Consider the following 19,635-nt stretch of genomic DNA (forward strand, 5'->3'; position numbering starts at 1 on the left):
TGATGGAACAAAGTACGTCAACCCGAAATGGCTTCGTAAGCTAGAAGAACAACTAGCAAAAGCACAACGTATTCTTTCCAGACGAAAAAAAGGTGGCTCGAATTGGAATAAGCAACGAATAAAAGTTGCACGATTGCACGAAAAAATAACAAATGCACGACATGATTACTTGCACAAAATTTCCACCGAGATTGTCAAAAACCACGACATCATCGGGATGGAAGATTTGTCGGTAGCTAATATGCTAAAAAATCACAACCTTGCAAAAGCGATTCAAGAAGTATCTTGGTCAATGTTTAAAGCCATGATCGAATACAAAGCTAGATGGTACGGAAAACAAGTTGTCACCGTAGCAAAAAACTTTCCGTCTAGTCAGCTTTGTTCGTGCTGTGGCTATCAAAACAAAGACGTGAAACATCTTGCTTTGCGTGAATGGGAATGTCCTGTGTGCCATACTCATCACGACCGAGATGTGAACGCAAGTATCAATATTAAAAACGAAGCGATTAGGCTTCTTAACCGCAGGAACTGTGGGGATCGCCTACTAAATAACCGAAAAAACTTTCGGTGTTCGTAGGAATCCGCTATGGCTTTAGCCTAGTGGTAGTTCAATCGTGTATCAAATGTTTTCGATTTGCCAGTCAATCGTCTCTCTCCCTGTTCGTTGTAAAAACGCGTTCGTTTTCGAAAACGGGCGGCTGCCGAAAAAGCCTCGCGCGGCTGAAAGTGGGCTCGGATGCGGGGCTTCAATAAGATAATGATGTTCATTTGTAATGAGCGCTTTTTTCGCTTGCGCATGACGCCCCCATAAAATAAAGACGACCGGCTCCGTCTTTTCATTCACAAGTTCAATGACACGATCCGTGAAATGTTCCCATCCTTTTCCTTTGTGCGAGTTTGCTTCCCCTTGCCGTACCGTTAATACCGTATTTAACAATAATACCCCTTGCTTCGCCCATTTTAACAAATAGCCATTGTTCGGTATGTAACAGCCGAGATCATCGTGTAATTCTTTAAAGATGTTTAATAACGACGGAGGTAAAGGGACGCCCGGTTTAACAGAAAAACTTAATCCGTGCGCTTGATTCGGTCCATGATACGGATCTTGGCCTAAAATAACGACTTTCACATCGGCATATGGCGTGTAATGAAGAGCGTTGAAAATATCGTGCATATCGGGATAAATCGTTTTCGTGCGATATTCTTCTTTTAAAAACTGACGCAACTTCAAATAATACGGCTTTTGAAATTCCTCTTCTAATAGAGGCGCCCAATCATTTTTCAATATGCTCATCGTTTCACTCCTTCCTAACATAAAGGCTACCCTAACGATAGGATAGCCTGTTTTTGCTTAAAACTGAATTTTTTCTTCTAAAAAGTCTTTTAATTGTGCGATTGGAATGCGTGTTTGTTCCATCGTGTCGCGATCACGCACAGTTACCATTTGATCTTGTTCTGAGTCGAAATCATACGTAATACAGAACGGTGTTCCGATTTCATCTTGACGGCGATATCGTTTTCCGATCGAACCAGACTCGTCGTAATCGACCATGAAGTGCTGGGAAAGCTGTTCAAAAATAGCACGTGCACCTTCTGATAACTTTTTCGACAACGGCAATACGGCGGCCTTGTACGGCGCTAATGCTGGGTGAAGATGCATAACGGTGCGCGTCGTGCCATCTGCAAGTTGTTCTTCTTCATATGCATCAATCATAAAGGCAAGCGTCACGCGGTCTGCACCGAGTGAAGGTTCAATGCAGTACGGAATGAAACGCTCATTCGTCTCTTGATCGAGGTAATGGAAATCTTCTCCTGAATATTCCATATGACGGCGCAAATCGTAATCGGTGCGCGATGCAACGCCCCATAGCTCGCCCCAACCGAACGGGAACTTATATTCAATATCTGTTGTCGCGTTGCTGTAGTGAGATAGTTCATCTTCAGAATGATCGCGCAAACGAATGTTTTCACGCTTCATGCCAAGCGATAAAAGCCACTGTTCGCAATATTGTTTCCAATAATCAAACCATTGCAATTCCTCGCCCGGCTTGCAGAAAAATTCAAGCTCCATTTGCTCAAATTCGCGCGTACGGAATGTGAAGTTTCCTGGTGTAATTTCGTTCCGAAAACTTTTTCCGATTTGCGCAATACCAAACGGCAATTTTTTGCGCATCGTCCGCTGCACGTTTTTAAAGTTTACAAAAATGCCTTGTGCCGTTTCAGGACGAAGATAAATTTCGTTCGCGCTCGATTCCGTCACACCTTGGAACGTTTTAAACATTAAGTTAAATTGGCGAATGTTCGTAAAGTCGCGACTGCCGCAATCCGGACAAGCGATGTCGTGCTCTTGAATGAGCTGCTCCATTTTTTCAAATGGTAGCCCATCGACAACCATTTCAATGCCTTTCGCTTCAAGGGCGCTTTCAATAAGTTTGTCTGCCCGGTGACGCGCTTTACATTGTTTACAGTCAATCATCGGATCGTTGAAATTCCCTAAATGACCTGACGCTTCCCACGTGCGCGGATTCATTAAAATCGCTGCATCTAATCCGACATTGTACGGCGATTGTTGGACAAACTTTTTCCACCATGCGCGCTTAATATTGTTTTTTAATTCTGTCCCTAACGGACCGTAATCCCACGTATTCGCTAACCCGCCGTAAATTTCTGAGCCAGGAAAAACAAAACCGCGATGTTTCGCATGTGCCACAATTTGATCCATCGTTACCGACATATTTCATCCTCCTCTTATGAAGTGTAAACAAAAAAACGCTCTCGTCCTTAGGCCTTTCGCCTAGGGACGAGAGCGTAACTCCCGCGGTTCCACCCTAGTTGATGCGTAACGCATCCACTTTTTGCGTGAAGCAACTCCAGACTGCCGTTTCGCTAAGCGTCTTTGCTAGGCTTCCACCGCCCCTAGCTCGCTATAAAAGAACGATCTTAGCTACTATCCATCTTTCATCGTTGCACCTGTATTTCGTTTGGCTAATATTGTATCAAACGACAATACGAGCGTCAAGGGAGTGGAGAATGGTTAATTTCGAATTAAGTAGTCAAACGCACCTAAAGAAGCTGTTGCGCCTGAGCCCATGGAAATGATAATCTGTTTATATGCGCTATCTGTACAATCGCCAGCAGCGAAGACGCCAGGAACGTTTGTTGCACCGCGTTTATCGACGATAATTTCACCGAAGCGATTGCGCTCTACCGTTCCTTCTAACCATTCTGTATTCGGTACAAGCCCGATTTGCACGAATACACCTTGAAGTTCAATATGGTGCTCTTCGCCTGTTGCGCGATCAATATATGTGAGACCGTTTACTTTGTCTGTACCTGTAATTTCTTTCGTTTGCGCATTTTTAATGACTGTTACGTTCGGTAAGCTGTACAAACGATCTTGCAACACAGCATCCGCTTTTAATTCTGGCGCAAACTCAAGAACGGTCACATGCTTAGCAATTCCCGCCAAGTCAATTGCCGCTTCGACCCCAGAGTTACCACCGCCAATGACCGCGACATGCTTTCCTTCGAACAACGGACCGTCGCAATGCGGGCAGTAAGCAACCCCTTTATTTTTGAACTCCGCTTCGCCAGGGACGCCGAGATTGCGCCAACGCGCACCTGTCGCGATAATGACCGCTTTACTTCTTAAAACGGCGCCGTTTTCAAGTTCAACTTCAATGAGGTCTTTCTTTTCCAACCGTTTCGCACGCTGCAAGTTCATAATGTCAACATTGTAATGTTTCACATGTTCTTCAAGGCTTGCCGCGAGCTTTGGACCTTCTGTATATTTGACGCTAATAAAGTTTTCAATGCCTAGCGTATCTAAAATTTGACCACCGAAGCGCTCCGCAACGATTCCTGTACGAATACCTTTACGCGCTGCATAAATCGCCGCTGTCGCACCAGCAGGTCCCCCACCGATGACAAGCACATCAAATGGGTCTTTTTCTGCAAAAGTAGAAGCATCCGGCGTGCTTCCTAACTTCGCAAGAATTTCTTCAAGCGACATGCGTCCGCTTGCGAACGGTTCGCCATTTAAAAAGACAGTTGGCACCGCCATGACGTCTTTTTGTTCGACTTCTTCTTTAAACGCTGCCCCATCAATCATCGTATGAGAAACATTCGGATTTAGTACGCTCATGACGTTTAATGCTTGAACGACGTCCGGACAGTTATGGCACGTTAAGCTGACGTATGTTTCAAAACGGTACGTTCCTTGTAAACCTTTAATTTGATCAATGACCGCTTGATCGACTTTTGGTGGTCTTCCACTCACTTGAAGCAACGCAAGCACGAGAGAAGTAAATTCGTGTCCTAAAGGCACTCCTGCGAACACAATGCCCGTTTCTTCGCCAACGCGATTGACGCTAAAGCTTGGCGTTCTCTCTAACGTTGTCTTTTCTACTTTGATTTTCGATGACATTGTTGCAAGCTCATCGACTAAAGCAAGCATATCGCGGGAAACTGAATCGTCTCCCGCGCTCACTTTTAACACAATGTCATTTTCCATCAATTGTAGATATTGGGCGAGCTGTGCTTTAATTTCAGCATCCAATACCATTGGCGTAAGCCTCCTTAAATTTTACCTACAAGGTCAAGACTTGGCTTCAATGTTTGCCCACCTTCTTGCCATTTTGCTGGGCATACTTCGCCAGGGTTGTTGCGCACATATTGTGCTGCTTTAATTTTGTTTACGATTGTGCTTGCGTCACGACCGATGCCGTCAGCGTTGATTTCAACCGCTTGAATAACGCCATCTGGATCGATGATGAACGTACCGCGTTGTGCAAGACCTGTCTCTTCATCAAGCACTTCAAACATGCGTGATAATTTTTGTGAAGGGTCACCGATCATCACATATTCGATTTTGCTGATCGCAGGAGATGTATCGTGCCATGCTTTATGTGTGAAGTGTGTATCTGTTGAAACAGAGTATACTTCAACACCAAGCTCTTTTAATTTCGGATATTCGTTTTGTAAATCTTCCAATTCTGTTGGGCAAACGAACGTAAAGTCTGCTGGATAGAAGCAAACAACGCTCCATTTTCCTTTTAGATTTTCTTCTGTTACCTCGATGAAATCGCCGTTATGATACGCCATCGCTTTAAATGGTTGAATTTGTTTTCCTACTAATGGCATTGTGAATCATCCTCCTCGTTGTATTTTTTTTTTTTGCATATGCATAGCTTGTCCCAGTCATTCGAAATTTATGACTGAAACAATAATAAAATTATAACAATTACAATGCGATATAAATTATCATATAGGAATGTTTATTTGTCAAGTAGGAACTATCGAACCATCTTAGTTTTTCGACATACACCTCTTTTATTCCTTTTTCACTAATAAAAAAACAGAGCCTGCACAGCGACTCTGCTTTCTCACGTTATAAAAGTGAAACTAAGCAAAAGGAGAACATTAAATAATACTGCAACGACAAAAATCCACTTTTGTTTCCTTTTTTTCTTGACGATATATTCTGCAAATACAACAGTTAAGAAAGCGAAACAAACAAATGATAAAAATAATGCGATCCGTCCATCAAACACATGTCGAACAAGAAGTGGTGACAACAAAAGTAAAACAAATAATTGCTGGATGCTCCACCAATACATCCCGCTCCCTCCTAGCGACGAACGAGATGAGCGAGCCGCGAACGAAACGGTTCACCATCCCACATGACTTCACTCTTTGCTTGCCGTTTTTGCACATCCGGCTCTGATAAAAGGAGCCAAAAGTTTTTCGTCGGTAAATCACCCAACCCATGTTTTTCACTTAATCGGTTTAAATACATTTGTCTCGTTTCATTCATTTGTTTCGATAAATGATCTCCTTCATTGGAAAAAGCATAAAGAACACTCGCTGTCGGTACGCGTTTGACACAAAACTCTTTCGCTACACGTAAAAAGAAATCCCAATCCCAATAATTATGAACGTATGAATCAAAATACCCGATTACATCATGAATGGTGCGCCGATACATGCTCCCTGAAGGAACATACGTCGAAAATGTACGCATTGCTTGTAAATCATATTCATATGCAAATAAAAAGCGATCGGTCGGTATACGCATACCATTTTCCGTGCGATAATGAAAAATTTCTACGTCCGAATATACAAAATCCGCATCATTCATATTCGCGATCATTCGCTCCATATGGCACGGCAATAGTAAATCGTCGTCATCACAAAGCATGATAAAATCTTCTGTTGCTACACGCACACCGATATTCCGCGCTTCAACATGCCCGACGTTTTCTTGCAATTCAATGAGTTCGATCGGGAGCTCAGGATATGCATCAACCGCAACTTGTACAGATGAACCTCCATCGTTAACAATAATCACTTGCGTTGGCTTATACGTTTGTTTACTTAATGACTCTAACAATTCCGCTAATGGAAGTAGTCGGTTATATGTTGCAATGACTACAGAAACACCCAAATGACATGTCTCCTTTCAAAAATTAAAGAAGCTACAATGATACCATTATAGCTTCTTTTTGTACAATTATGCGAGTTCTTGTTGTTTCGTTTCTTTCCCGAGAAAAAGAACGGCGAGTACACCGATAAAAATGGCGACGCAAAAAATCGCAAAAATCATCGTCATCGACACGTTTTGTGCAACTAAATAACCGACAAGAAGCGGTCCTAAAATGCCCCCGATGCGTCCGAATGAAGCTGCCATGCCTGCCCCTGTCGCGCGAATAACCGTTGGGTATTGTTCTGGCGTGTAGGCATAAAGCGCTCCCCATGCGCCGAGATTAAAGAATGATAACAGCGCTCCAAACGTCACTAACATCGCAACCGACTCGGCATTTCCGAAGAAATAAGCGCTTAACGCTGTCCCAACTAAATAAATAATGAGCACCGCTTTTCTTCCGATGCGTTCAATCAACCAAGCCACGCTAAAATAGCCCGGCAACTGTGCCAACGTCATAATTAGCACATATTCAAAGCTTTTAATTAAACTAAATCCTTTCATCACCATCACGCTCGGCAGCCATAAAAACATGCCGTAGTACGAAAAGACGACCGCAAACCATAAAATCCAAAGCATCGTCGTTTGCTTCGCATAAGGTTTTGCCCATACGTCTGCGATATTGCGCCAAACAGAACGACGCTCTGCCGTTTTTACCGCAATAAACTTTTGTGAATCGGGCAAGTTAATACGCAAATAAATGGCGTATAACGCAGGTAAAGCCCCTAAAATGAGCGCCATTTGCCATCCATATGCAGGAATAACGAAAAAGGAAATAAGCGCAGCTAATAGCCAGCCACCTGCCCAAAAGCTTTCTAATAAAACGACAACTTTCCCGCGCTCATGAGCGGGTACGCTTTCCGATACGAGCGTGGAAGCAACCGGAAGTTCACCGCCAAGTCCCATACCGATAAAAAAGCGTAAAATTAAAAATACCGTTAACGTTGTCGCAAAAGCAGATAAGCCGCTTCCGATCGAAAATAATAAAAGCGTAATAATAAATACTTGCTTTCGACCGATACGATCAGCTAACAATCCGAACACAAGAGCACCGACGGCCATACCGATCGAGTTCATGCTCCCAATCCAACCCATTTGCTCAGCTGTTAATCCCCATTCCTTTTGCAAAGCCGCAAGAATGAATGAAAGCATCCCGACATCCATCGCATCAAACAACCATCCAAGCCCCGCGATCCAAAGCAACTTGTTTCTTGATACATCTTGACTCATGTCACCCCTCCGTTGTCAGCTGTCAAATTATCCTCTACACGATTATATTTCCTTTTTTGTTATGTATCAATGCAAAAAGCGTCGGAAAAGCCGACGCTTATCGCAAATCTTCTTTTAAAAAAGCTCCAGGGAGAAGTTCTTTCACCGTCGTTTCCTGTACATCGCCTTTCATATTGGCTAAAATGACAGGCATATTCGGGTCACACAATTCAACAATGACTTGACGGCATGCGCCACATGGCGGAACAGGACGCTCTGTATCCGCAACAACAGCTAACATCGCATACTCATGGTCTCCTTCTGAGTACGCTTTAAATAAAGCTGTACGTTCAGCACAGTTACATAAACCGTATGATGCGTTTTCGATGTTGCAACCTCCATACACTTTCCCATCTTTCGTTAATAGCGCTGCCCCAACTTTAAACTTTGAATACGGAACGTACGCCCGCTCTCTCGCTTGTTTTGCCGCTTCAATTAATAGTTGTTTATTCATTGTTGATCATCCCTTCTTGGGCTGTTTAGTTAAAAAACGTCTTCATTAACCAGTCAGCAACGACGCCACCTAAATATACGCCAAATACCCCTATCACTCCTGCCAACACAGGCGGGGCTGGCAACGGCAAACGTAAAAATTTAAATAAAATCCCAACAACAAGCCCAGCAAGTAAGCTAAGTACTACTTCTTTCATCGGTCAATTCCTCCATTAGTATGCTTCGTTTGAAGTTGTTCCTTCCATAATCGCTGGTCCAGAACTTGTACCGATACGGTTTGCACCTGCATCAATCATCGCTTTTGCATCTGCCGCACTACGCACACCACCAGACGCTTTCACTCCAACGTTTGGACCAACTGTTTTGCGCATTAATGCAACGTCTTCTACTGTTGCCCCACCGCTTGCGAATCCTGTCGATGTTTTCACAAAATCTGCACCAGCGCGAACAGCAATTTCGCATGCGCGCACTTTTTCTTCATCTGTTAACAACGCCGTTTCAATAATAACTTTTGTTAACGCTTTTCCTTTTGCAGCCTCGACAACAGCACGAATGTCGCGCTCTACAAGATCATCGTCACCATCTTTTAACGCACCAATGTTGATGACCATATCGACTTCTTGCGCACCGTTTTCAATCGCTTGTTTCGTTTCAAATGCTTTTACTTCTGGAGTTGTTGCTCCTAACGGGAAGCCAATGACAGTACATACTTTTACTTTTGTTCCTTGCAAACGTTCAGCCACAAATTTTACCCACGTTGGATTTACGCATACAGATGCAAATTCGTACTTTTTCGCTTCTTCCACTAGTTTTTCAATTTGTGCTTTCGTTGTTTCTGGCTTTAATAACGTATGATCGATCATGCTAGCAATGTTCATCATTCATTCCCCCTTAAAATTAGAAGTGATCGAAGTGCGCGAGGCGCTTCGTCGTTAAATAAACATACCCGCAATGGATGCACTTAACAGCGAAGCGAGCATCCCGGCAAGGACAGCTTTTAAGCCCATGCGTGCAATATCGCTACGACGATTTGGCGCTAAGCTTCCTAAACCACCAAGTAAAATTCCCATCGAAGAAATATTAGCAAATCCACATAGTGCAAAGCTAATTACAGCTACTGTTTTCACTGATAAATCTGGAATTTGTGGTGCAAAAGATGAATAAGCGACGAATTCGTTTAAAATCAATTTTTGGCCGATAAACCCACCAGCTGTTACTGCTTCAGACCACGGCACACCAATCGCAAATGCAATAGGCGCAAATAAGAAACCTAAAATTTTCTCAAGCGTTAACCCATCGTAATTAAACAAGTTACCGATTCCGCTGAGCAATCCGTTAATTAAAGCAATAAGGGCGATAAACGCTAACAACATCGCACCGATATTTAATGCTAACTTTAAACCGTCGCTTGCACCGCGCGCAGCCGCATCGATGACGTTTGTCGATTGTTCATCTTTTTCCATTTCAAACTGTTCATCTTCTTTAATCGGCTCCGTTTCAGGCACGATCATTTTCGCCATAACTAATCCCGCTGGCGCCGCCATAAAACTTGCCGCAAGTAAATATTCAAGCGGAACACCTAAAAGCGAATAACCAACAAGAACAGAACCGGCAACTGATGCTAAGCCTCCTGTCATAACCGCAAACAATTCAGATTGTGTCATTTTGGACAAATACGGACGAATGACAAGCGGCGCTTCCGTTTGACCGACGAAAATGTTCGCTGCTGCTGACATTGACTCCGATTTGCTCGTCCCAAGCAATTTCGCGAGCGGGCCACCGATCATTTTAATGATCCACTGCATCACCCCAATGTAGTAGAGAACAGAAATTAATGCAGAGAAGAAAATGACGACCGGCAACACTTGGAATGCAAACACAAATCCGATGCCTTTTGCCGCAAACATCCCGCCAAACAAAAAGTTAATTCCTTCGTTCGCATAGTTAATAATGTTTGTGACACCATTTGTCAACCACTGCAATGCCGCTTTCCCTGCTTCCCATTTTAAAACGATAAACGCAAAAGAAACTTGAATCGCAAGACCACCTAAAATCGTTCGTGGATTAATCGCTTTGCGGTTATTTGAAAAAAGAAAAGCGATCCCAAGGACAACGACAATACCGACAAGTCCCCAAACGATATTCATGTTGAACACTCCTATAAGTTGAATTTTGATTACGTAATCAATATAACAAGAAAATGAACGTATGTAAACGTTAACATGAACAAATGTCAAAGAAAATTCATGGTTTCGCTAAATCTTTCTTCCTTTTTACATAAATAAAGGAGGCTTTTATTCTTTTCCCCCTCTTCCCTTTCCTTTATTCTTTTTCTAACAAACATTCGGCAGTAAATTGATCTGTTACTAATACGTTTGCATATTTTCCTTTCAATGCTCCGTATATGCCAGCAACTTTATGAATACCTCCCGCAATCACAATCGAGTATTCCTTATTTTTCAACTCTTCTAACTCAATGCCAAGCGTGCGGGCATTTAACTCCTCGCTGCATAGCTTTCCGTTTTGATCAAAAAAGCGTGAACAAATGTCACCGGCTGCTTTTGAATAAATCGTTTGCAAATCTTCTTCTGTAAAATAACCAAGCTGGAACAATAGCGACTCCGATTTAATTGGTCCAATCGTAAATACAGCAATATTCGCTTGTCGACCGAGATCAAGAATTTTGCGAATATGGCGATCTGCCTCCATTGCCTGCTTAACAACGACATGATCCACGATCGCAGGTAACGGCAAATGATGCACTGTTGCATTGAAGGCGCTTCCAAACAAGTGTAAAATATCTGACGCAAACGTATTCGTTTCTGATAAGCTAACGCCTCCTTTTAATTGCACAACTTTCACATCTTTGACGTGTTTATGCCTTAGCTGTAATGCGACGTGATACAACGTTGTTCCCCATGTGACACCGATCACATCGCCGTCTTTGACGATCGACCGTAAATATTCTGCCGCTTCTTTTCCTAAATATTTTTTAATAATGCCATCTTGATGTTCAGGGACCGACACAACAATTGCTTTTTTTAGATTGAACTTTTGTTCAAGTTGTTTTGCTAGCTGTTGAATATCTTCAGCCGGATCGTTAATTTTAATTTCTACAATCCCTTCTTCTTTTGCTTGTTGTAGTAAACGCGACACCGTCGGCCGCGATACGCCAAGCTTTTTCGCAATATCGTTTTGATTGTAGTCTAGTAAATAATACAATTTCGCTGCTTCCACGACTTTTTTTAGCTTATCTTGCTCCATCGCTTCATCACCTTTTATTATTGACTGAAAAAAGGAGCAACCTTCCATATTTGAAGGAATACTCCCTTTTCTTTCATCATACGAAAAAAACTGAACATTTGACAAGAAAAAGTTTTAGCATAATTTCCATTTAGATAAATGAAATGAAGCTCCCGCGTTTGTCTGAAATGAGATGTGTTCATTTTCTTCTTTCGTGAAAAACCGCGCCGTAAATACTTCTTCTCCATCATTTAAGAAAATTTCAATAGACGACGTATCGATAAACATGTGAATCGTGTGTAATTGTGATAATAAACATTGTCGTTTCTCTTTCATGCCATTTCGAGCAAAACTTTCTCTCTCTAACGTCGCAACTTTTTGTTCAAAATCATATGAGAATGAAACATTGTTTTGTATATGAATGGATAAAACGCCTTTACCATCGATATGTTTAAGTAGCAGTTCAATCGTTTTTCCTTTTACACCATCAAATTGCCTAACTTCCTTCTGCAAGAATACATTTGGATGATGAACTTCGTCACTCCGAAGCAACTGCAACTGCTCAATCGGACGCTGATATAATTTATCTCCGATTAAAACGAGTTCACGCGGTAATGTCAATGCATGTACCCATCGATAAGCAATTGTCGGGTGCTGATCTTCGTCTTGATCTGGTACCCCCATCCAAGCAATCATCACACGACGCCCATGCTCGTCGACCATCGTTTGTGGCGCATAAAATTCAAACCCTCGATCCAGCTCAGTAAATGTACCGTGTACATATTGTCCTGTTTCATAATTTAACTGTCCAACAAAATATCCTGCTTGATATACGTTTTGGTAATGCATACCTTCTGGTTGTAATCCTTGTGGACAGACGATGAGAACATCTTTTCCACCCAAACGGAATACATCTGGGCACTCCCACATGTACCCAAAGTTCCCGTCCTCTCCTCCTGCTATAGCACCGATATGCTCCCAATGCATGAGATCATCAGAGCGAAATAATACTGCCTTTCCATCTAATTGCTCGCTCTGTGCGCCAATCACCATATACCACTTGTTTTCATGCTTCCACACTTTTGGGTCACGAAAATGAGCCGTGTAACCGTCTGGGAGATGAACAACAACCCCCTTTTTTTCAAAGTGAAGGCCGTCACTTGATATTGCCATACATTGATACGTATGGCGTGTTCCGTCATCGTCTTTGACATTCCCTGTATAAAAAAGTGTAAGTACACCATCATTGTCCACGGCGCTTCCAGAGTAGCAACCGTTTCGATCAAACCATTCGCTTGGAGCTAATGCAGGCGCTTGTCTTTCCCAATGAACAAAGTCATGCGATGTATAATGTCCCCAAAATTTTGCTCCATGTGTCGTTTGAAACGGCATCCACTGATAAAACACATGGTACGTCCCTTTCCAATAAATCAGTCCATTTGGATCGTTCATTAATCCGACAGGAGGCATTAAATGATAACGCAAACGATTTGGGTCACTTTCAACAATTGAAGCATATTTTTTTATTTCTTCTTCCGCGAGCTGTATTTGTTTTTTTTCGTTCAATGATTTCATCTCGACCAACCTTCTCGTAAAATTCGTTCGACTTCATCACGCGTCGGTAAAGCTGTCATCGCCCCTTTTGTTGATGCAGCTAGCGCCCCTGAAACACTCGCAAAACGCGCCATTTGTTCAACTTCCGCAAGCGACAAGTCGTCGATCGCCCCTTCTCGCTCATGCAAGCAATAAAGCATACCGGAAACAAACGCATCTCCTGCCCCTGTCGTATCAACCGCCTCTACTTTAAGCGCTGGCGTAAATACGGATCCTTCTTTCGTAAACGCATAACTACCATTCTCTCCTAGCGTAACAACGATGAGGGGAATATTGTATAGGGCAAGGGCATCAATACCTTTTTGGATATCTTGCTCTCCTGTAATGAATGTCAACTCTTCTTCGGAAATTTTCAATACGTCCGCTTCAGTTAACATAGATATAATCATTTGGCGAGCTTGTTGTTCGCTTTCCCACAGACCGAGACGTAAATTCGGGTCATACGAGACGATCATGCCGTTTTCTTTAGCTAACATAACAGCTCGCTTTGTAGCGCTTCGTGCTGGCTCACTAATGAGTGAGATCGAACCAAAATGAAGAATGCGATGTGTCCGAAATAACGACTCATCAATTTCTTCTTCGCACAAAAAGCGATCAGCGCTCGGGTTAATGTAAAAATCAAAGCTCCGTTCTCCGTTTTCGGCTAATGTCACAAAAACGACACCTGTGCGAACATCATCACTAAATTGAAGCGAAGTTGTGTTGACACCGTATTCATCGAGCGTTTCTTTCAAAAAAACACCGAGTACGTCACATCCGACTTTTCCAACAAATGTCGCTGGAACACCGAGCCGTGCAACACCAACCGCAACATTTGCCGGCGCTCCACCTGGGCTTTTTTGATACGCCTGATTTGTTGCATCGAGCGGAATAAAATCAATTAACGCTTCACCAAGACTAATGACTCCTCGTTTCATCGTTATTCCCTCCTACAAAAAAAGGCGAGTATTCGCTCGCCTCTTATTCTTCTTTAAATCCTAATATCCATGTTGCCACAAACGCTGTACCAACTGCAATTGCAAAGCCGATTAAATAGTTTATTAAGTTCGCCATCCCCATTGGTGCGACGATCGCAATCATTGGGATGCCCGTTAATCCATATGCATTTGCGACAACGTTTGTAAATACAACATACGCTCCACCAGCCGCCCCACCAATTGCTGCTGCAATAAACGGTTTTCGATATTTTAAGTTAATCCCAAAAATAACAGGCTCAGTAATGCCGAGAAAAGCGGAAAATGCAGCTGGCAAAGCGATTTCCTTCGTTTTCGTCCGTTTTGATTTTAAAAATACTGCTAAACCCGCTCCACCTTGAGCAACGTTTGCCATTGACCAAATAGGCAATAAATAGTTTTTACCAATATCCGCAAGTAATCCGGCTTCGATCGCATGGAAACTATGATGAACACCTGTAATTACAATCATCGAATACAGACCACCGAAAATGAGGCCTGCAAGCGCTCCACCTGTGTCATATACGAAGTTTAACGTTGTTGTAATTCCTTTCCCAACTATATTTCCAAGTGGACCAATGACTAAGATCGCAGTGAAGCCTGTTAAAATAACCGTAATAAACGGTGTAACAAGTAAGTCGACTGCGTGTGGAACGACTTTGCGCAAGCTTTTTTCGATTTTACTCATGACATATGTTGCAAGCAAAATTGGAATGACCGTTCCTTGATATCCAATCATTGCGATATCAAAGCCGAGGAAATGCAAATACTCTGGTTCAGCACTTCCTAACCCCCAAGGATTCAACAAAGCAGGATGGGTCATAATTCCCCCGATCACTGCTCCTAGAAACGGGTTTCCCCCAAATTCTTTCGCAGCACTATAACCAATTAAGATCGGCAAAATAATGAAAGCCGCACTTGAGAACATATCAAGTAATACAATCCATGCACTATCTGGCGCTACCCATTTAAATGCCTTCATCATCCCAAGCAATCCCATAAGCAATCCGCTAGCTACAATAGCCGGAATAATTGGAACAAAAATATTTGACAACGTTTTCGCAAGACGAGCCAGCGGATTCATTTTTTGCTTGACTGCTTCTTGGTGCACATCAGCACTTACGTTTTGTAAACCTGCTTCTTTGACAAACTGTTCGTATACTTTGTTGACAACACCTGTACCAAAAATAATTTGATACTGACCGGAACTAGAAAATGCACCTTTTACCCCATCAAGTTGTTCAATTGCTTGTTGGTCCACTTTCTTTTCGTCTTTTAGCACAAGACGAAGACGAGTTGCACAATGAACCGCACTAATGACATTTTCTTTTCCACCAAGCAAGGACAAAAGTTGCTTTGTGACGAGTTCATAATTCATATAAGTTCCTCCTCGTATAAAAATGATAAAAACAAAAAGACCTAAAATGTACATACGAATGCTTTTTAAACATGGTCGTACATTTTAGGTCTTGCCTGCTTATGCAGTCACAATCCTACGATATTTCATTTTTTATGCGCTTTCATTTTAGCTTATTATTCAAAATTCGTCAACATTCTACAAAATGATCATTTTGTGGTTAAGCGTTGAATATGTAGCGTAATATAAGCTAACTCGGTGACAGGAAATTGGATTCCGTATTCCTTTTTTGCATATTCAGCCATCGCAACAGCGCATGCAAACTCTCTTTCGTATTTCGTTTGAATGAGCGTTAACATCTCTTCATCCATCGAATGAAACAACTCACCATTTTCAATTCGGTTCAGTGCGAAGCGCAAATGTGTCACAAGTCTTTGGTAAGATATTCCTTCTTCATCAATATGAACATGTAATGTTTGTTTCATCAAATCGATCATTTCTCGAATTAAAGTGGTTTGTTTTAACGTTCTGTTCATGCTAGCTGCGTCCATTTTCGCTGTATGAATATGAAGAGCAATATGGGCAACTTCATCATCCGGAATGTCAATACCGAGACGGTCGCGAATAAGCTGCTTTGCCCAAAGACCAATTTGGTACTCTTTCTTATACAGCACTTTAATTTCATTTAACAATTTATTTTGAATTTGATACCCTTGCTGAATGCGTTCAATCGCAAACGACAAATGATCCGTTAATGCAATGTGAATGTGGTTATTCAACGGTGCCTGCAGCTGTCCTTCTGCATAGCTAATAATTTCTTCCGCGATATCAATGTGCTCTTCTGGAAGGGTACGTAACAACTCTTGGAACTTTTCATTCTCTTCTTCCATCACAAAAATTTTTTCGATTTTTGCACGAGGTACAATATCATTTTTCTTTTTTTGAAAAGCAATTCCCGGTCCCATTACAATTTTCTCTTGCCCTTCATCCAATACAACGACAGCGTTATTGTTCAAAATTTTATGGATTCGCAACGTCATCTTCGTCCCCTTAACACCGATTGTTTTATCACATATATATTATTTCAATTTCACTTTCATTAAAACAGTACTTCCTCTTTCTGCTTGTTCTATATGCTCTCGATGACACTCGTTTACCACCTCCCCGTTTGTAATCACTACTGGGGTAAGGGAACTTTTCGCCTTTTGTTGCACAAGCGTCAAGTCAAACGACAAAAGTAAATCCCCAGCCTTCACACGATCCCCTGCTTTCACGTACGCTTCAAATCCTTCTCCATGCATATGAACTGTATCAATGCCAACGTGAATAAGAATTTCTAATCCTTGATCCGAACGTAAACCAACAGCATGTTTTGTTGGGAACACTTGCACTACTTCTCCATGGATCGGTGAAACAACAACGCCATCTGTTGGTTCAATCGCAAAACCATCGCCCATCATTTTCTGGGCAAACACAGGGTCTGGAACATTTTCAAGCGATCGTACATTTCCTGTTAACGGAGAAACAATGACCTCTTCACGCTTACGAAACAAGCGAAACATTTGAAATATCTCCTTCCTTAGGAATTATTTGGATAAAAAATAAAAGACCTAAAACGCAAGAAAGAAACCTTCCTTCATCCGTTTTAGGTCTTGCCTGCAACGCAGTCACAATCCCACAATATACGACTTTCTCACTTGTAGATTAAGGTAAGCTCTTTCATTTGTCAATATGCTACAATAATCGTAAAACAACGTAAGAAACGGAGTGGATGTCATGAATCCTTTTGCCACTCATTTTGAAAGTTTAGAGGAGTTTGCCGATCGTGTGAGCGAGTTATTGCAATGTCCGATTACGATTGAAGATGCAAACCATCGCTTAATTGCTTACAGTGGACATGAGCATTATACCGATCCCGCCCGTACAGCGACCATCATTCATCGTCGTGTGCCAGAGCGCGTCATTAATAGTTTGTGGCGCGAAGGGGTGATTCCAAAACTTTTACAAAGTGAGGAGCCTGTTCGTGTCGCTGAAATTTCAGAAGTAGGGCTAGGCAATCGCATCGCTATCTCGATTTGGAAAAATAAAGAGGTGCTCGGATTTATTTGGGCAATTGAAATGAATGAGCCGTGGACAGAACATCAGTTTGATTTGTTAAAACAAGCAGCGAAAGCAGCAAAAAATTTATTGTTGCAATTACAAATTCGCAAACATAAAAAAGAAGAGCGCATTCAAGAGTTTTTTTGGAAACTACTCACCGGACATTTTTCATCTCCCCATGACATCGTTGAACAATGCCATCAACTAAACGTACATGTGTATCCGTTTTTTTCTGTCGGCATTTTTCAATTTCAACAACACATTCAAACGCAAGTAGAGCGGCAAATTGATTACTTATTAAAAACGACACAACAACTCGCTATTCCGCTTTATACGATTGATCGTCAGCGCTTAATTGTGCTCGTTGCGCCAAGTTCGAACGTCTACGGTGAAGCGCATATTGAACGATTTTTCCGTTCATTTATGACGCAAATGAAAGAACGATTTCGCGTTGACATTATGATGGGAGCATTCGGAAATGTATATGAGTGCTATACAAAAATTGCTAAAAGCTACGAAGAAGCACAAACCGTATTAAAAATGAAGCGCGCATTTCCTCATCAACTTGCCGATGTTCAAAGTTACCAACATCTCGGCATGTATCAGTTTTTCGATTTACTTTTTGAGAAAAAACGACATGGGGATTTCCACAACGCAGCACTCGAAAAGCTGAAACAATACGATGCACAGCATCATACAAACTTAGTTGAGACGATCGAAACGTATCTCGACTGTGACAGCAACGTCAATGAAACGGCGAAAATGCTCAATATTCACCCGAATACGCTTGCTTATCGGCTAAAGCGAATTAGTGAAATCGGAAACATCGACCTAGGAAACATGAGCGAAAAAGTGAAACTATATATCGATATGAAATTAGACAAATATCGGGCAACATAGCTTTTGTGGATTTCCACAAAAGCTCGTTTTTTCTTTTTCTTTTCTAAACAAACAACAAATGATAAAAAACATTTATACTGTAAATAATAATGAAAGACAACATGAAGGGGGAAACAGCACATGATTATTGGTGTTCCAAAGGAAATTAAAAATAACGAAAATCGCGTAGCGATTACGCCAGCTGGCGTTATGTCATTTGTCAGCAATGGACATACTGTTATCATTGAGAAAGATGCAGGAATTGGAAGCGGTTTCACAAATGAAGATTACGTTCGTGCAGGGGCACAAATTGTCGAGCACGCCGCAGATGTATGGGCGCAAGCGGATATGGTTATGAAAGTAAAAGAGCCGCTACCAAACGAATACGAATACTTCCGTCCAGGATTAGTGCTATTCACATACTTACATCTTGCTGCTGAGCCAGAGTTGGCACGTGCATTGAAAGAAAAAGGTGTCATTGCGATTGCTTATGAAACAGTACAAGTTGGTCGTACATTGCCACTTTTAACACCGATGAGCGAAGTAGCAGGACGCATGGCAGCACAAATTGGCGCACAATTCCTTGAAAAACCAAAAGGCGGAAAAGGAATTCTTCTTTCAGGCGTTCCTGGCGTTAGCCGCGGAAAAGTTACAATTATTGGTGGCGGTGTCGTCGGAACAAACGCTGCAAAAGTGGCGATCGGCTTAGGGGCAAACGTAACAATTATCGACTTAAGCGCAGAACGTTTACGTGAACTTGACGATATTTTCGGAAGCCAAATTAATACGCTTATGTCTAATCCAATGAACATCGCACAAGCTGTTGCGGAGTCTGACCTTGTGATCGGTGCCGTATTAATCCCAGGAGCAAAAGCGCCAAAACTTGTGACAGAAGAAATGGTAAAAGCGATGCAACCAGGCTCGGTCATCGTTGACGTAGCGATCGACCAAGGTGGCATTGTGGAAACGAGCGACCATGTGACAACACACGACAACCCAACATACGTGAAGCACGGCGTCGTTCACTATGCAGTCGCGAACATGCCGGGGGCGGTTCCACGCACATCTACACTCGCATTGACAAACGTCACAATGCCATACGCACTACAAATCGCAAATAAAGGTGTACACAAAGCTGTTGCAGATAACCCGGCATTACGTCTTGGTGTAAACGTAGCAAACGGAGAAATCACATACGAAGCAGTCGCACGCGACCTCGGTTACGATTACGTTCCTGTCGAAGTAGCGTTAGATAAACAATTGTTAGCATAAAGACGAAAGGTGTC

Annotated in this window: 20 protein-coding genes and 1 other annotated feature; of the genes, 3 read left to right on the plus strand and 17 right to left on the minus strand. The window is 42.2% G+C overall.

The genetic code is table 11. From position 1 onward, the window contains the following. The coding region (locus tag ETB99_RS08990) for an RNA-guided endonuclease TnpB family protein (protein ID WP_171700427.1) at positions 1–577 on the plus strand (577 nt) is incomplete at its 5' end. Positions 578–619: 42 nt separating this feature from the next. Here the strand turns inward: ETB99_RS08990 and ETB99_RS08995 are convergent. From ETB99_RS08995 to ETB99_RS09075, 17 genes are all read right to left on the minus strand, one after another. After that, positions 620–1,294, minus strand: coding sequence for a uracil-DNA glycosylase (locus tag ETB99_RS08995; protein ID WP_171700428.1), 675 nt, complete (start codon positions 1,292–1,294; stop codon positions 620–622). Between the two features lie 57 nt (positions 1,295–1,351). After that, positions 1,352–2,734: a glycine--tRNA ligase gene (locus tag ETB99_RS09000; RefSeq protein WP_077429133.1), complete on the minus strand. Its 1,383-nt coding sequence runs from the start codon at positions 2,732–2,734 to the stop codon at positions 1,352–1,354. Positions 2,735–2,793: 59 nt separating this feature from the next. Continuing rightward, positions 2,794–2,971, minus strand: a binding site (T-box leader). Positions 2,972–3,034: 63 nt separating this feature from the next. Then, complete coding sequence (ahpF, locus tag ETB99_RS09005) at positions 3,035–4,564, minus strand: alkyl hydroperoxide reductase subunit F (RefSeq protein WP_171700429.1); 1,530 nt, start codon at positions 4,562–4,564, stop codon at positions 3,035–3,037. A gap of 14 nt (positions 4,565–4,578) precedes the next feature. Beyond that, positions 4,579–5,142, minus strand: coding sequence for an alkyl hydroperoxide reductase subunit C (ahpC, locus tag ETB99_RS09010; protein WP_171700430.1), 564 nt, complete (start codon positions 5,140–5,142; stop codon positions 4,579–4,581). Between the two features lie 242 nt (positions 5,143–5,384). Continuing rightward, positions 5,385–5,618 (minus strand): hypothetical protein, encoded by a 234-nt coding sequence (locus ETB99_RS09015; RefSeq protein ID WP_171700431.1) that lies wholly within the window; start codon positions 5,616–5,618, stop codon positions 5,385–5,387. 11 nt (positions 5,619–5,629) lie between these two features. After that, positions 5,630–6,445, minus strand: coding sequence for a glycosyltransferase family 2 protein (locus ETB99_RS09020; protein ID WP_171700432.1), 816 nt, complete (start codon positions 6,443–6,445; stop codon positions 5,630–5,632). A 66-nt stretch (positions 6,446–6,511) separates the two neighbouring features. After that, positions 6,512–7,711, minus strand: coding sequence for an MFS transporter (locus ETB99_RS09025; protein ID WP_077429130.1), 1,200 nt, complete (start codon positions 7,709–7,711; stop codon positions 6,512–6,514). 97 nt (positions 7,712–7,808) lie between these two features. Further along, complete coding sequence (locus tag ETB99_RS09030) at positions 7,809–8,204, minus strand: cytidine deaminase (RefSeq protein ID WP_171700433.1); 396 nt, start codon at positions 8,202–8,204, stop codon at positions 7,809–7,811. A gap of 25 nt (positions 8,205–8,229) precedes the next feature. After that, a complete protein-coding gene (locus ETB99_RS09035) occupies positions 8,230–8,400 on the minus strand; it encodes a XapX domain-containing protein (RefSeq protein ID WP_171700434.1) in 171 nt (56 codons plus the stop codon). Positions 8,401–8,415: 15 nt separating this feature from the next. After that, on the minus strand, positions 8,416–9,081 hold the full coding sequence (gene deoC / locus ETB99_RS09040; protein WP_091700122.1) for a deoxyribose-phosphate aldolase: 666 nt from the start codon (positions 9,079–9,081) through the stop codon (positions 8,416–8,418). Positions 9,082–9,135: 54 nt separating this feature from the next. Further along, positions 9,136–10,350, minus strand: a complete 1,215-nt coding sequence (locus ETB99_RS09045) for a NupC/NupG family nucleoside CNT transporter (protein WP_171700435.1) — start codon at positions 10,348–10,350, stop codon at positions 9,136–9,138. A 175-nt stretch (positions 10,351–10,525) separates the two neighbouring features. Continuing rightward, on the minus strand, positions 10,526–11,467 hold the full coding sequence (locus ETB99_RS09050; RefSeq protein ID WP_077429126.1) for a DNA-binding transcriptional repressor DeoR: 942 nt from the start codon (positions 11,465–11,467) through the stop codon (positions 10,526–10,528). Between the two features lie 114 nt (positions 11,468–11,581). Then, a complete protein-coding gene (locus ETB99_RS09055) occupies positions 11,582–13,021 on the minus strand; it encodes a glycoside hydrolase family 32 protein (protein WP_171700436.1) in 1,440 nt (479 codons plus the stop codon). Next, positions 13,018–13,977 (minus strand): aminoimidazole riboside kinase, encoded by a 960-nt coding sequence (locus tag ETB99_RS09060; protein ID WP_171700437.1) that lies wholly within the window; start codon positions 13,975–13,977, stop codon positions 13,018–13,020. The genes ETB99_RS09055 and ETB99_RS09060 overlap by 4 nt, the downstream gene beginning before the upstream one ends. 43 nt (positions 13,978–14,020) lie before the next feature. Next, on the minus strand, positions 14,021–15,391 hold the full coding sequence (locus ETB99_RS09065) for a sucrose-specific PTS transporter subunit IIBC (RefSeq protein WP_171700438.1): 1,371 nt from the start codon (positions 15,389–15,391) through the stop codon (positions 14,021–14,023). A 188-nt stretch (positions 15,392–15,579) separates the two neighbouring features. After that, entirely contained in the window at positions 15,580–16,410 is an 831-nt protein-coding gene (locus ETB99_RS09070; protein ID WP_077429122.1) for a PRD domain-containing protein, read from the minus strand. 39 nt (positions 16,411–16,449) lie between these two features. Beyond that, on the minus strand, positions 16,450–16,932 hold the full coding sequence (locus ETB99_RS09075) for a PTS sugar transporter subunit IIA (RefSeq protein WP_006321069.1): 483 nt from the start codon (positions 16,930–16,932) through the stop codon (positions 16,450–16,452). 214 nt (positions 16,933–17,146) lie between these two features. On the opposite strand from ETB99_RS09075, the gene ETB99_RS09080 reads away from it, so the two are divergent. After that, positions 17,147–18,370, plus strand: a complete 1,224-nt coding sequence (locus ETB99_RS09080; protein ID WP_077429121.1) for a PucR family transcriptional regulator — start codon at positions 17,147–17,149, stop codon at positions 18,368–18,370. Positions 18,371–18,490: 120 nt separating this feature from the next. Further along, positions 18,491–19,621, plus strand: coding sequence for an alanine dehydrogenase (ald, locus tag ETB99_RS09085; protein ID WP_128999557.1), 1,131 nt, complete (start codon positions 18,491–18,493; stop codon positions 19,619–19,621). The last annotated feature ends 14 nt before the right edge of the window (positions 19,622–19,635 follow it).

Origin of the sequence: Anoxybacillus sp. CHMUD (genome assembly GCF_013096965.1) — a bacterium.
GTDB lineage: Bacteria > Bacillota > Bacilli > Bacillales > Anoxybacillaceae > Anoxybacillus > Anoxybacillus kestanbolensis_A.